We start from the raw sequence: 14,845 nt of genomic DNA on the forward strand, positions 1-14,845 counted from the left end.
TAATATTTTAGATGTCAAGTAATATCTAAGTTACTGCAAAAATTCAATAACTCCCTGTAATCAATGATTGCAGGGAGTTACATTAATATTATTATATTGCTGATAAAGGCTATTTATAATATTTATTATACTCTTCTTTTAATCTAGTAGGACTCAATTCTCCAGCAGTCAATTCTTTAGAAGTTACTGCTAATCCAGCAGCAATGGTTCCCAGTTTAGCTCCTTCAGCCCAACTGAAATTATTAAGATAACCATATAATAAACCAGCAGTGAAATTATCTCCTGCTCCATTAGTATCTACTACCTCATAATCTAAACTAGATTCTTCTATCCACTCTCCTTTAGCTGACAAAAGAGTTGAGCCTGCTGCTCCATGAGTGCAGGCGACTAATTCTTTCCCTTCCTCTATCCAACTTTTCATAATTTCTCTATAATTATCAACTTTTTCAGAACTAAAGATTAATTTATCAGCACACTTGATAAAGGGCTCACAATAATCATCTTGATCATCATAAGAATGTAAATCACACCAAATTTCTGCCTCACATTTTTCTATTAACGAAATAAATCTTTTACAATAGGGAGCTATATTTAATAATATGATATCACTATTCTTAATCATTTCTTCTATTCTTGCTTCATCTAACTTTATATCGTATGGCGGTGTATGTAAAAAGATTGAAGTTCTTTCGGTATTTTGGTTAGTCATTAAATTAACATGTCGTTCTGTTCCTTCGGGATCAATATCATAAATAAAATCAATTCCTTCCTCAATTAAATAATCTTCTACTATTCTTCCGTAACGATCATCTCCAATTACACCATGGAGAGTTAAATCTATTCCTAGTCTATTTAATGCTAAAGCCTTTCCAGCTCCAGTAGAACCAACTGTTTCATGATAATCTGCTGCTGATAACGAGCTTTGATTAAGAGTTACAGTTTCTCCTAACTCAACCATAGTATTATAAGAAACTCCACCAAAGACTAATACTTTTTTCATTATTATTCTAACTCCTTTCTAAAATAGTTTTCTTACTTATATTATAACGAACATTTGTTACTCTAGCGAATAAAATAAGCAATAATTGTTCAAACTATTATTATCCTTACAACTTTATTAAAAAGGAAGTGACCTTATGAACAAAAATCAAAAAAATAATTTTAATAAATTTAATTTTACTTTGCGGACTTACTGCTATAATCTTAATTGCTTGTTCTAATCATCAATCACCTAATCATTCTAATAAAAACAATAATCTCTCTCCTACCCCACAAACACCAGCTAAAATTATTACAGCCCAAAAAGAATATAACTACCAAAAAATGCAGCAGGATATTAAACAACTAAGCAAACACTACGATTCTCTAGCTCTAAGTTCCTTCGGTAGATCACTAACTAATAAAAAACTATACCTGCTCAAATTAGGTACAGGTCCTAAAAAAATTACAGTTGTCGGCGGTGTTCACGGTCGTGAAAGTATCACTTCATTACTGATTCTAAAATTAATTGAAGATCATATCCAAAAAGACAACATTGCTAACTATAAATTAGATAATATTTTAAAAGAAATTAGTTTTTATTTTATCCCGATGCTCAATCCCGACGGGATTGAAATAGCTACTCAGGGCCTCACTAATATAAATTTAAAAAGCAAAGAATTTTATCTGAAAGCTAATGAAGGGAGTAATGACTTTCAACGTTGGAAAGCTAATGGACGAGGTGTTGACCTCAATAAACAATTTCCAGCTCATTGGGGAGAACTTAAATCAAAAACAGAGCCTCATTTTGCTCATTACAAAGGACCACGCCCTGAAAGCGAGCCGGAAAGTAAAGCTTTAGCAAACCTCACGCGGCAAGAAGATTTTGCTGCAGTAGTTGCTTTTCACAGTAGTGGGCAGGTCATTTATTGGTACTATAATCAAAGCAAGCAGCAGTACCACCACGATTATCAGTTGGCCCAGAAATTAAGCCAAGCTGCCGGTTATAAACTAGTCTCACCACAAGAAAGTGATAAGTACGCAGCTGGATATAAAGACTGGTTTATCAAAGAATTCAAACGCCCTGGTTTTACTATTGAAATTGGTGAAAAAAATGGGGATAAATCTTTACCCTTTGACAACCTAGAACAATACTGGCACAATACACGGACTATTTTGCTTACTTTAGCTGCTAATATCTAATAAAAATGTTCGTCTACCCATTTTTATCTTTTTTTAGTTTTTTCTTTTTAAATTTTGAATTTACTCTTTACTTTTTATTTTTTAATTGTCACTCTTCACTAATTACAACTGGGCACTACCAGTTTCTCATTCTTTAAGAATACTTTGCCCAGGAGCAACTATTTTTATTTGACCGCCAGTAGAACACATTAATTTAGAACCTTCCAATAAAGCAGACTGTTGACCAACTTTCACGTTTTCTTTCACCTTAGTCCATGGTGAGGGAAGACTAGGCGTACAAGAGCTTTCAGTAATTTTGCAATGACCTACTTGAAGGGCAAGCCCGTTCAGGTTTCTTCATTCATTGAAACGAGCCTAATCTAAACCTACCGAAATGGTAAGACAAATCAGGTCTTACAGTTTCTAGACCAGCCAAAAGACTGGTTGAGGCAACTTACAATGCCTCCAGAAGCTTGAATTCCCGTCAGCCCGACGGTATGTATTATATTTTAACCCTTTTCTAATTTTATAGAGCAGCTTGGTTGTCGCTTACTCTTTATCGTAGGGTTTCATTTTTTTGACTTATATTTAGTATATCTTATTTTAGAAATAATATTCAATTATTTCTAAAATGTTGTCATTTAACCCAAAGGCAAGCCCATTAGGGTTTTCTGACAACTAATGCAATAACATTTGCAATTAAATTACCACAGACTTTAGAATTATGTCCTGATACTACTTGTAATTGACTGGGGGTACTTCCAGCGCTACATTTCAGCCTTGCACCAGAACAGACATACAACTGACCTCCTCCACTAGAACTTCCTTGACTATTACCGCCGCTATTATTTTTGCTCGTCTGACTATAACTTGCTCTATTATTACTGTTCCTATTAGTTGCTGCACCTTGTTTTCCTTTCTCTTTCTCACTACTGCTACCAACACTAGCAGCAACTTGACCTTGAGCTTTACTTTGTTCTTTGTTTTGCTGCTTTTTATTTTCTTCTTTTTCTTCCGGAAAGACTATCTTATCGCCTCGGTAAATCCATAAAAAATTATTTTTTATTCGTTTTTCTTCTTTTAAGTATTGATTTTCTTTCACTCCTAGTACTGCACCTTTAGTATCTTCTTCTTCCGCACTTTGCTCAAATATCTTTCCTTGCTCTAAATAATAAGGAGCAGGTTTATCTAGCCACAAACCATAATCCCCTTCTTTAAAATCATCAATTAAAGCCCAATTTAATTCATTATTCTGATCTAAATATAACATCACTAAGTTACCATCTTCTTTACGGTATTTATTATCATATTGATCTTTATAATCTATATCTTCTTCCTCTGTTTCTTTAATCCCCGGGCCAATCAAATTGCCATTAATCTTAATTTTAGTTTTTCTTTTTTCTAAATCAATATTAATTTCACGCTCATCTTTAGCTAGTTTAGTCTTTTGATATTCATTCTTTCCTGTCATTTTACCCCACCCTCAAATAATTTTAAGCATAACAAATTAGTTTATCCCTTTCTTTACGATTGAATTTAGAATTAGCTCCAGCTATTTCATCAATCCTATTAAGCGGTAATTTAATTCCATAATCACCGTTCCGAAACTTCTTAATCATTATCTTCCACTGCTGATTCGAACCATATTTAATTACTAAATCATACTTGTCGTCATAACAATTTTGGCTATACTCACAATATAAAGTGGCCGTTTTATATTTCTTGACTTTAACTTCATAAAAAGTCTTTATTCCATAAGTATTACCATCTGAATTAGCTATTCTTTTCAGCTTAGGTAACTGCTTAAAATTAAGTTCAGCTAAATTATGCAGTTGTCCAAATAATTTTAGTAGGATCTTGCCGCTGCCGTCTGATTCCATAACGACGCCGTTAAAACTACTTGTTCCTTCATCTTCTCGTTTGTAAGTTGGAGTTGATTCTCCGTTATAAAATATATATTGGTCTGGTGACTGACCTCGGTTATCTTGAAACTTGAATTTAGCATGGTTCAGACCGTAGTCTCCATTTTCAAAACCATTAATTAATAAGGCATTGTTATAGTCACCAAAATTAATTACTAAATTGCCCAGCTCTTTTAGATAAGTAAAAGTGATCTTATCACCATTTAAACAGACATTTTTTTGCGTATCCTTTGCAACTTCAGTCTTACTTAATAAACTAGCTGCATCCCTATAGTCCTGCTTTCCAAACTTCAGCAGTATCTTTCCACTGCCGTTACTTTCCTCTTCTACAGTATTATTATGCTGCCAAAAACCGCTGCTGCCTGCAGTAAATTTATATTCACAGTTACTTCTATCCAGTTGGACTACCAAATTCCGACTGCCGTAGAGGACTGTGGCATAATTAACTACTTCATCTTCAAGATCGTATCTTCTCCTACTACCGTATAACACATCTTCCGGCACGATAAATTCTAAACCAAAGTCACCATATTGATAGTTATCTATTATGACTTTACCGCCGTACTTAGAAAAGTACTGTTTGTTATTGCCAAAACTTGCCCCATAACTATAATTAACTTCTACAGTAGACTCTTCAGGAATATAAGCATAATAAAAGCCGAACTTATCCGTGAATTCATACTTTAATTTATTCTCTATAAGTTCTACTTCATTTTTAAATTCTAAGTCTTGACCTAATAACTTCTGCTCGCCATTCGGTAGAGCAATTTTCAATCCATCACCACTAATTTTAGAGTTTTCCTGTTGGCGGTGGGCATAAATCTCATAATACTGCAGTTCTCTGATTCCATCATCAACTATCTCCGCCTCTAAACTACCTTCTACTCTATGTACACGCGGGAGATAGATGCCATAATCTCCATTCACAAACTCATCTATTCTTGTCCTATTTAACTTTTCTGTCGTAAATTCAGTCACACCATCTTTAGTTGCGCTTGGCCCGTAATAAGCAATCAGTACGTTTTCTTCTGGTTGACTAAAATTAGGCTGTAAGTGATATTCTACTTTAAAATCTTGCTCTGCAAATACTTCTTCATATATTTCAGTGCCATAATACTTATCTTCATCTTCTTTTAGATTATTTAAATACTCCTCTTGAATCTCAATTTTCTTTCCTAACTGTACTTCATTAATTATGATATCAGTCTGGGGATCACTGTCTTGATTATAAGTATCTATTTGGCCCATGCCCATCACAAACTCAAACGGATCTCTTTGAGACTTACTATTCTCTTCTAGTTTACTGCTGCCAAATAAATTATGCCTATTTGGTGGAGCCGTAATGTTCATTTTTATCTGTTGGGAAGAATTAGTAATTGGAGTGCTGTGGTAGATTGTTTCTTCCTCCTGCGTTACCCCTGCTGTCCCTAAGAATAACTGCTTGATGTTTCCAGATGATGACCAGCGCCATAATTTTTTCCTGTCTTGTTCATCTATTTTCTTTAGTTGCGCTAAAATAGCAGTATCTAAGCTATACTCACTATTATTTTCATCAATTACTATTGTATATTTACATTCATTATAAATAGTTATTAATATTTTTAGCAAAGAAGACTCCTCTATTGTTATCCATTCTTCATTTAAATCCTGGTTAATATTATTTTTAGTAACTTCATCTAACTTCCGACCTTGCTGTTTAACACTATTAAATAAAGTTGCCTTAGATAATTTAAATAAATTATCTTGAAAAGTTTCTTCAGTCTTCTTTCTACTAGCTGATTTATATTTTAAATATAACTCTTCTAATTCTTTTAAATCATTACCATCATCAGTTATTTCTAAAATTATATATTTTATTATTGAACGCAAATAATCATAACTCAAACTATCTGTTAACTCTCCGATTTCTGCTGTCCCGCCTTTATAATTTTCTGGTTCTCCTATGTTACCTTTCTTTTCTAATAATATATAAGGGTAAAATATATTAACACCATGCTGCTTAGCTAATTCTAATTCTTCTCCTCCTATTTCACCTGCCCCATCTTTAAGAGAACCTTCTTCTATTAAATCCGAATATTTTATTTCGCTATTATCTTTAAATTCTTTATCTACTAAATAGCAGTTACCTACATGCTTAAAAATTGTTCCCGTAATATCATAAGAATTAGCATAATTTTGGAGATTTGACTTATCCAATTTTTTATATTTTTCAGCAAAACGTAATTTTCTATTTGCAAGTTCAAATGCTATCTCTTCTAATTCCTCAGCCTCTTCAATCGGCATAATTAAAGATAAACCAGATTCTTTTATCAAACTATCCTCTATTAATGCTTGTTTATAATCTTTCTGCAGTGCTAATAACTGCTCAGTAAATTGATCAGTATCACTAATATCTTCAAATTGTTGATAACCCTCACTAAGCAACTCATCTTTTAAGTTGTCAATCTTACCTTGGAGTAAACTTTTTTTATTTAAATCATTATTCAACTCCATCTGATAAGTAAATTGATTATAATCTCCTGCTTCCATTCTCTCTTCAATTGCTTTGATTTCTTGCTTGAACTTTTTTACTTTATCTGCTGCTTCATCAATCATATCTAATCTATGTTTTACTAATTCTCTAATAAATTTAATCCTATCTATTTCCGGAATTCCTGCCTCATTCTTTTTTACAAATTTAGAATTTATACTAGTTCCTTGAATAATATCTGACTTTTGAATTTCCTGATAGACCCTCTTATCAAGTTCATCTCTTAAGTCTCTTTCCCCTATTAAAACTTTATTAACTAAAAAGAGCAAAGCATCCTTATAGCCTAAAAACTCATTACCATAGAAATTCTTAAAATGTTTAATTCCAATTCCATTCCACGTCTTACAATAAACATGATGACCATTCCCTTGAGCCATAACTGCTGCATACTGAGCTAATCCTCCAGCTAAGGAATGTCCAGTGAAAGTGAAAGAGTAATTCTTATATTCCGAATGATCTTTTAAAATAAGTTTATAAAAATTTTCTGCCTTATCAAATTGCTCACTAGGAATACCAGCAGCAATCAAAGAATTAGTCATTGTATGATCTCTAGTTTCATTTGTCCCCCGATAAGCAATGATTATTTCTTTATCACCTTCATTTACAAAAGCTGCTGCATAAAATCCATCGCCTGCACCTAAATCTCCTTCCAAGAACTTATCTATTTTACTATAAACTAAATCTTCTAATTGATTGACCAACGCCCAATTAGTCAAATTAAAAGAAATTGCCGCTTTATTTAATTTTGCTAGCACAGGTAACAGAGGTACTTGTTTTATAACTAATGATAATACATCCGGGTCAGTTCCTGCATCGATCATAGGACCTGCTTGACCCATTACAAAATTCATAATTACAGATTTTATTTTATAAAATAAATTATTTGGCTCTTCTTTTCTTTCTAAATTATTTTCTCCATCTTTCATTAAAAATTTCCAATTACTTAATTGATCATAGTTAGTATAATTAACTTCCAATCTATTCTTTCTATATTTGGGATCATCTTTAAATCTATTTTCCGCTGAATTAAAAAATATTTCTTCTATAGTAGAATTTTCATCTCCCCCATCCGCTTTTTTACCATTATAAAAATCTTCATAAACCATATCACTAAAAATCAAACTTAAATAATCATTTGCTTTTGGCTTTTTTCCACTCATTGATCTCCTCCTCTGTAATTAAATAATTATTTCTATAACTATTTTTTATCTCTTCTATTTCTTTTTTATATCCCTCCCAACCAGTTTTTGAAATGCAATCCTCTTGAATATCACTAACAGAATTGATTTTTTTATAATCTTCACTTCTAATTTTTAAGTTATATTTTTTTCTGCCATGTATATTCTAGCTCTACTATACTTTGCATGACCATCATAACCATCTTTCATTAAATCTATGTCATTACTAAATACATCTGTCGCATTCAGTAACCAATTTACATCTATATCTTTAAATAATTCTCCTCTATATATATAAATATATATGCCTGACCTCTTTAAATCTTGTCCTTCTAGCTTTTCTTTGAGTCGTAAAACACTTCTTAAAAAATTTTCTTTATCTTTTTTTATTACATTTTTAAATATGTGAATATGCGGCAATATATAAGTGTTTTCGTGATCTTCTTCAAATAATTCTTTTTGGGAAGGAATATGGTCCCAATTTGAATAAGTACCCCCATTAACATAAAAAACTTTTTTTTCATAAGGAAAAAGGTCTTCAATCATATTTTCGTAATATTGATTAATATTGTGCCCTACTCGTCTTCTCCCATATCTATCCCAAACTGAATTACCGTATTTATGACCGCCTGTCCGAGCTTCAAATACAAATTCTTTATCATCCACTGGATTACAATAAGCTACATAAACATTTGTCTCACTTATGTATCTCATCTTTTTCATCTCAAATTTTTCATGATAACCACTTTCTAAGTTTTCTTTTATCCGTTGATATATCTCAGGATAATCTCGCTTAGGATTTCTGGTGACACTTGGTTGAAAACTACAGCCCATAATGCTAATCATTAACAATAATAAAATCAACATTTTCTTTATTCCATTTACTTTCACTTTATCACCTCATTACTCCAATTTTTTATCTCCCTTCAATTAACAGCAGACTCTCATTTATTAACGGATTCCTAAAATTACTGTGAACATGTTTCGCAGTGAATCTAAATTTGCTACCCAAAGAATAGTTCATTAAATTTATTTTACCATTTTATTCTAATCTTTTCAACTATAGTAAGTCATATATTGAGAGAACTTATGTGAAATAAAAATTATAATTTAATTTTTGTTCCCAACATCTCTAAAAACTTAGCTAACCATTCCGGATGAGCCGGCCACGCAGGAGCAGTAACTAAATTATCATCTACATGAGCAGCATCAACATCTTTATCTACCCAACTTCCTTTAGAATTAACAACTTCTGTTTTTACCGCAGGATAGGCAGTACACTCTTTATTTTCTAATACATTAGCAGCAGCTAATACTTGAATCCCATGACAAATAGCAGCTATCGGTTTATTAGTTTTCATAATATGTATTTAAATACCATTCTTTGCATTCCTGCAAAGCTCAATTCTTTATTATTACCTAAATCCTTTGCTTTATACAAAATAAAAATCTCCCGAGAATAATCTAGGAGATTTTTTAAACTTACTATTTACTTTTTATCTTTTGCTATTTCTTTAAACCAGCAATCCCTGCTAACATATTTTGATAATGCGACCCCTTCCAATATACTTTATTACACTGCTGACATAAATAAAACTCCTGATAATACTGCTTTGTTTTGGGTTCTAATTTATCAATTATTTTTTCTTTCTCTACTGCTTTTAGAAGCGTATTACATTCAGTACACCGGCCTCGCTGACCAACTTTGCCAAATAAATCATAGCGGCTTAAGACTGAATGCAGCTGCCGGCGCGGATCATCTTCACGGACAAAGTAGCCGTAATTTACTCTACTTCTTTTCAATAGTCCATGGTCCCTAGTTAATAAAATCCTATCTTCTTCATCAGAAATTTGAGCCAATTCTGGATCATCATAATCATTGCGATACCAGCTATCAAAACCAAGCATTCTCATATAACGGGCCAATTTACCTAAATGAGCATCTAATACAAATTGATACGGTGGCTCATATAGAGGGCGGAGCCTAATATCAGAAATAAGAGCAAAAGTTCTAAAAGCCGGATAAACACTAATCGAATCTTCAGCTTGGACATGATAAGAAAAATCAACCGGTTCTCCATTACTCAAAATCAAACTCACCTCAGGGTGTGGTACACCAATACTCTCAATTCTATCTTTCACTGACTGGATACCTTTAAATTGATGATGATGCCAAGTTCCGGACTGTCCAGGTGGGAAGAAATCATTCAATTCAGCATAAAATCTAAAATAAGCCGTTTTCATCTTCAATACGCCCTCCTTAATACAATTTACATATTTTCTCTGTATTATTATAACTTCTAGCTAATAATTAATTCTTCCTCTTGCAAATAAAAAACTTCTGGAGTTCAACCCCCAGAAGTAACTCTGCTTATCTTGATTAAATTTTAAAGTAAGCAACTTCTTCTTGTAATTCTTGCGACATGGTTGCTAATTCTTGTGCTGATTCAGAAACTTCTTCTGACATAGTATCGATATCTTCAGCAGCATTCATCACTTCATCAGTATCTTTAACTAATGTCTGAGAAGCATGAGCAGTTTCTTCAATTTGAGCAGAAGTTTCTCCACTAGCATTTTTTATCTCAGCAAAAACTTCTCCTGTATTTTCAGCAATAGTTTGTCCTGTTTGGGCTTTTTCTTCTACTTCTCTAATAGCCTTAAGGCCAACTTTAGTTTTACTCTGTGTCTTATCAATTAGATTAGCAATCTTATCCGTAGCTTGAGAAGTTTCTTGAGCTAATTCTCTAATTTCATCCGCTACTACAGCAAATCCCTGTCCGTGTTCTCCGGCTCGAGCAGCTTCAATAGCAGCATTTAAAGCTAATAAATTAGTTTGCTCAGCAATACTATTAATTAAATTAATTATATTCTCAATCTCTTCAGAATTATTATCTAAATCATCAATAGCATTTACTGCTTTAGAAACTAACTGATTAATATTATTTACATTAGTAATTGTGTCTTGAATATTTTTATCTCCTGTTTCTGTTTGGGCATTAGCTTCTTGAGCAAAACCAGCTACTTCTTCTGTACTAGCTGAAATCTGTTGAATACTAGAAGCCATCTTTTCAATTAAGTGTTTCGTAGTATCAATTGAAGCATTCCCCTCTTCTGCCGCAGCTGATAATTGCTGGCTATAAGCTGATAAATCTTCTGTCTTATCTAATAAATTAGTAATAATCTTTTTTAACTTATCCTGCATTTGAGTTAAAGCAGTTACTAAATCACTAACTTCATCATTAGATTTAACTTCTATCGCCTCTATAGTTAAATTACCCGATGCTATTTCATCAGCAAAATTAACAGCTTTATTTATAGGGCCAGAAATTCTTTTATTAATCAATAATGCAATTCCTAATCCAATTATAATTGCTATAATAGTACTAATTAATATCACCTTTTGAGCTAAATTAACTTTCGTTTTTGCTATATTAAGGTTTCTTTCTTGCTCAGTAGTTAAATAATTTTGATATTGATTAAAATTGCTTTGTACTTTCTTTAAACTTTCATGCGTTTGATTATTATAAATTTCTAAGGCTAATTGATAGCCTTGCCCATTTTGTATCCCTTGATTTTCTTTAATCTCAATAATTTTTTTAGCTGACTGATGAAGTTCTTTATGAGGCTGTTCAATATCTTTTAAAGTTTTCTGTATTTCAGACGGCATTTTCTTAAATTCTTCTGTATCCAATAATTGATAATATGTTTTCCCGAAAGCACATTGAGTATGGTCTAATTCTCCCGAAAAATCTTCTTGATGTAAAATTACATCTGCTAAAGAATTCACCCATTCTAAATGATCAATCTCTCTTTCTAAAACATTTATTTTTTCAGCAGTTGAATTTTCCGCTTTTGAATTAAAATTTTCAATTTCACCTATAAAATAAAAAGAAACTCCTCCCATAATTACCATCAATAACAAAACAATACCAAAACCACCTAAAATCTTTTGTTTAATAGTTAATCTCATTATCAACCCTCCAACACTTCCAATTTATTTAATAATTTTATTGGCCTTAACAAAAATAATAATCATTATCATAATTATATCATAAATTACATAAAATTTCAGCAATTATTTTTTAAATTTAAGTTAAATTATAATAATTAACAGGAATTTTTGTTATCTATAACGAAATTAAGATAATGAACTCTTAAACCAAATCATTTATGGAGGTGGCAATTTTGAAGAAAAAACACTTTTATTGTCCTTAGTCCTTTGTTTATTAGTATCTTTTTCTGTGACTGCAGCAGCAGACGACTTACAGCTGAAAATTTTCCACACAAATGATACTCATGCCCGAGTGGAAGCAGGCAAATATGCTGGTATGGGATTTGCCAAAATTTCTAGTCTAGTCAAAGAAGCTCGCAATGAATCCGATAATGTTTTCGTTATTGATGCGGGAGATGCTTTTCACGGTCAAATCATTGCTAATCTAGTCGAAGGAAAAAGTATTGCTCAAATTTATAATGCTATTGGCTATGATGTGATGACACCTGGTAATCATGATTTCAACTATGGTGTTAAACGATTAAAAGAATTAAATGAAATGACTGATTTTCCAGTTATCGCTGCTAATATTACTAACAAAGATGACACTCAAGACTATCCCTTCCCTCCAGGAGAAATTAAAACAATTGATGGAGTTAAAATTGCCTTTATTGGTTTAGCTACTCCAGAAACTGCTTATAAAACTCATCCAAAAAATGTACAAGGTATTACTTTCCAAGATCCAATTCAATCAGCTCAAAAGATGGTAGATAGACTACAAAAACAAGAAAATCCCGATATTATTATTGCTGTCAGCCATTTAGGTTTAAGTGAAGGTAGTAAATATACTAGTGCTGATGTAGCTAAAAAAGTAGATGCCATTGATTTAATTGTTGATGGTCACAGCCATCATGAATTAAAAGAAGGACGAGTCATCAATGATACCCCAATTGTTATGGCAGGAGAACATACTAAGAACTTAGGTGTTGTTAACTTAACTATTGAGAATAAAAAATTAGTTAATAGCGAAGCCAATCTAATTACTAAAAAAGAAGCTGCAGATGTTAAGCCTGATCCAGAAATTACAAAGCTAGTCCAAGAAATCAAACAAGAACAGGACAAAATCACTTCTGAAGTGATTGGTAAAACTGCCGTAGAACTAAATGGAGCCCGGGCAAATATTCGGACTGGTGAAACTAACTTAGGTAATTTAGTTGCCGATGCAATGTTAAGTGCAGCTGATGCTGACGTGGCACTTACTAACAGTGGAGGTATTAGAGATTCTATTGCTCAAGGTGAAATAACTAAAGGTGATATCATCCGCGTCTTACCACTTGGTAACTATGTAGTTGTTAAGAAAATGAAAGGTAAAACTCTAATGGAAGCAGTTGAACACGGTTTAACACAATATCCAGCTCACGAAGGATTATTCCCACAAGTTGGCAATATGTCTATTATCTTTAACCGTTCTAAGCCAGCGGGAGATAGAGGGATGTTTCTTCACGTAAATGGAGAGTTTGTTAAACCTAATAAATACTACCGCGTAGCTACCAATGACTTTATGGCTGCTGGTGGGGATGGATATGATATGCTTAAAGACACAGAAACAGTGCAAGAAGCAGACGGTTTAGCAGAAATAGTAATTGATTATATTAAAGACAAAGGTACTATAGCCCCTACTCAAAATGGAAGAATTCTATCTGTAGCTAAAGATAATAACCACTATATTTACAAAGTTGAAGCAGGAGATACATTATCAGAAATTTCTAACTGGTTTGGTGTTGAAATGTCTAAGATCATTAAATTAAATAATATTGAAAATCCAAATTTAGTTTATCCAGATACTAAAATAAAATTACCTCCAGCACAATAAATACTAATCTCGGGATAAGTCTTTACGGCTTATCCCTTTTTTTAACAAAGACGCGGTAATAATTGCTTTTGCAATGGCCTTAAAATTCTCGTCCCTCCTAAATTAGTTGTCAAGCAGACTCTTGATTTATCTCCTGTAACTTCTCCAATTACTGCAGTGCCTGTTCCTATAGGGCTATCTTTCATAGCATTAACTACTGCTTCCGCTTCTTCTGCAGCAGCAACACATAACACCCGCCCTTCACTTGCTAAATAAAGTGGATCGATTCCTAAGATTCCTCCTAAGCCTTGGACCTCTTTTTTTATCGGTAGTATTTCTTCTTCTAAATTAATCGTAACCTGCTTTTGCTGAGCTATTTCATGTAGTGCAGTAGCTAATCCACCTCGTGTTGGATCAGTTAAAAATTTAATTCCACCACTAGAGCTTAAAATTTGAGCAGTTAAATTATTTAATAAAGCACAGTCACTCGTTAATGCACTACTCACTTCAAATTCTTCTCGGCTAGCTAAAATAGCTGCTCCATGATCACCTATAGAACCACTAATTATTATTTTATCCCCTGTTTCTATTTTAGCATCTTGTAAATTGATATCCGGGCCAACTACTCCTAATCCAGTAGTATTAATATAAATCCCTCCTCCTTTACCCTGCGGCACTACCTTAGTATCTCCTGCTGCTATCTTAACCCCTGCCTTCCGTGCAGTTTCAGCTACTGACTTAATAATACGTTTTAATTTATCTATCTCCAACCCTTCTTCCAAAATCAATCCCAAAGTTAAATATAACGGGTGCGCTCCATTCACAGCCAAATCATTAACAGTACCGCAGACAGCTAATTTACCAATATCCCCCCCAGGAAAAAAGATGGGATCAACGACAAAAGAATCTGTAGTAGTTACTAATTCCCCTTCTACTTCAGGCAAATAAGCAGCATCATCCTGCTGCAATAAGATATCATTACCGCAATAATAATAAATAATATCTTTAATTAACTCCTGCATTAACTCCCCACCATTACCGTGGGCCAAAGTTATCGTTTTCACTTTGCTCACTCCTTTCCTAAATTCTATATAAATCTTCACTTTTTAGTGAAGATTTATAGTAATTAGTAACAAGTAAAGAGTGATGAGTAGAAAATCAAAAACAAAGTCAAAACCAAGTTCAAAAACTATAATCTTAGTGGTTGTGTCT

At 32.8% G+C, this 14,845-nt stretch carries 10 protein-coding genes and 1 pseudogene; 2 read left to right on the top strand and 9 right to left on the bottom strand.

Features of this window, described 5'->3' with window-relative positions:
- Positions 1-109: 109 nt before the first annotated feature.
- A complete protein-coding gene (locus JOC47_RS05745) occupies positions 110-1,000 on the bottom strand; it encodes a carbohydrate kinase family protein (protein WP_204701112.1) in 891 nt (296 codons plus the stop codon).
- 323 nt (positions 1,001-1,323) lie between these two features.
- Here JOC47_RS05745 and JOC47_RS05750 point away from each other — a divergent pair, with 323 nt between their 5' ends.
- Positions 1,324-2,181 (top strand): M14 family metallopeptidase, encoded by an 858-nt coding sequence (locus tag JOC47_RS05750; protein ID WP_204701113.1) that lies wholly within the window; start codon positions 1,324-1,326, stop codon positions 2,179-2,181.
- 126 nt (positions 2,182-2,307) lie between these two features.
- On the opposite strand, the gene JOC47_RS05755 is transcribed toward JOC47_RS05750, so the two are convergent.
- The 7 genes and pseudogenes from JOC47_RS05755 to JOC47_RS05785 form a co-directional block, all read right to left on the bottom strand.
- A complete protein-coding gene (locus JOC47_RS05755; protein ID WP_204701305.1) occupies positions 2,308-2,511 on the bottom strand; it encodes a PAAR-like protein in 204 nt (67 codons plus the stop codon).
- A 310-nt stretch (positions 2,512-2,821) separates the two neighbouring features.
- On the bottom strand, positions 2,822-3,631 hold the full coding sequence (locus JOC47_RS05760) for a hypothetical protein (protein ID WP_204701114.1): 810 nt from the start codon (positions 3,629-3,631) through the stop codon (positions 2,822-2,824).
- Positions 3,632-3,653: 22 nt separating this feature from the next.
- On the bottom strand, positions 3,654-7,772 hold the full coding sequence (locus JOC47_RS05765) for a Tle-like phospholipase domain-containing protein (RefSeq protein ID WP_204701115.1): 4,119 nt from the start codon (positions 7,770-7,772) through the stop codon (positions 3,654-3,656).
- A 153-nt stretch (positions 7,773-7,925) separates the two neighbouring features.
- On the bottom strand, positions 7,926-8,681 hold the full coding sequence (locus JOC47_RS05770; RefSeq protein WP_204701116.1) for a hypothetical protein: 756 nt from the start codon (positions 8,679-8,681) through the stop codon (positions 7,926-7,928).
- Between the two features lie 212 nt (positions 8,682-8,893).
- Positions 8,894-9,157: pseudogene (locus tag JOC47_RS05775) on the bottom strand (DJ-1/PfpI family protein); the annotation flags it as partial.
- 139 nt (positions 9,158-9,296) lie between these two features.
- Positions 9,297-10,034 carry a Mut7-C RNAse domain-containing protein gene (locus JOC47_RS05780; RefSeq protein WP_204701118.1) on the bottom strand — a complete coding sequence of 246 codons (738 nt, stop codon included), beginning with the start codon at positions 10,032-10,034 and terminating at the stop codon, positions 9,297-9,299.
- 136 nt (positions 10,035-10,170) lie between these two features.
- Positions 10,171-11,760: a methyl-accepting chemotaxis protein gene (locus JOC47_RS05785; protein WP_204701119.1), complete on the bottom strand. Its 1,590-nt coding sequence runs from the start codon at positions 11,758-11,760 to the stop codon at positions 10,171-10,173.
- Between the two features lie 235 nt (positions 11,761-11,995).
- On the opposite strand from JOC47_RS05785, the gene JOC47_RS05790 reads away from it, so the two are divergent.
- The gene (locus JOC47_RS05790) at positions 11,996-13,654 is read left to right on the top strand and encodes a 5'-nucleotidase C-terminal domain-containing protein (RefSeq protein ID WP_239550946.1); all 1,659 of its coding nucleotides are present in this window, start codon (positions 11,996-11,998) and stop codon (positions 13,652-13,654) included.
- A 41-nt stretch (positions 13,655-13,695) separates the two neighbouring features.
- Here the strand turns inward: JOC47_RS05790 and hypE are convergent, their stop codons facing one another.
- Positions 13,696-14,697 carry a hydrogenase expression/formation protein HypE gene (gene hypE / locus JOC47_RS05795; protein WP_204701120.1) on the bottom strand — a complete coding sequence of 334 codons (1,002 nt, stop codon included), beginning with the start codon at positions 14,695-14,697 and terminating at the stop codon, positions 13,696-13,698.
- Between the last annotated feature and the right edge of the window lie 148 nt (positions 14,698-14,845).

It is taken from the genome of Halanaerobacter jeridensis, assembly GCF_016908315.1.
Classification (GTDB): Bacteria; Bacillota; Halanaerobiia; order Halobacteroidales; family Halobacteroidaceae; genus Halanaerobacter; species Halanaerobacter jeridensis.

Coding starts and splice junctions, on each gene's coding strand:
- JOC47_RS05745 (WP_204701112.1), bottom strand. CDS start 1,000: ATGAAAAAAGTATTAGTCTTTGGTGGAGTTTCTTATAATACTATGGTT.
- JOC47_RS05750 (WP_204701113.1), top strand. CDS start 1,324: ATGCAGCAGGATATTAAACAACTAAGCAAACACTACGATTCTCTAGCT.
- JOC47_RS05760 (WP_204701114.1), bottom strand. CDS start 3,631: ATGACAGGAAAGAATGAATATCAAAAGACTAAACTAGCTAAAGATGAG.
- JOC47_RS05765 (WP_204701115.1), bottom strand. CDS start 7,772: ATGAGTGGAAAAAAGCCAAAAGCAAATGATTATTTAAGTTTGATTTTT.
- JOC47_RS05780 (WP_204701118.1), bottom strand. CDS start 10,034: ATGAAAACGGCTTATTTTAGATTTTATGCTGAATTGAATGATTTCTTC.
- JOC47_RS05785 (WP_204701119.1), bottom strand. CDS start 11,760: ATGAGATTAACTATTAAACAAAAGATTTTAGGTGGTTTTGGTATTGTT.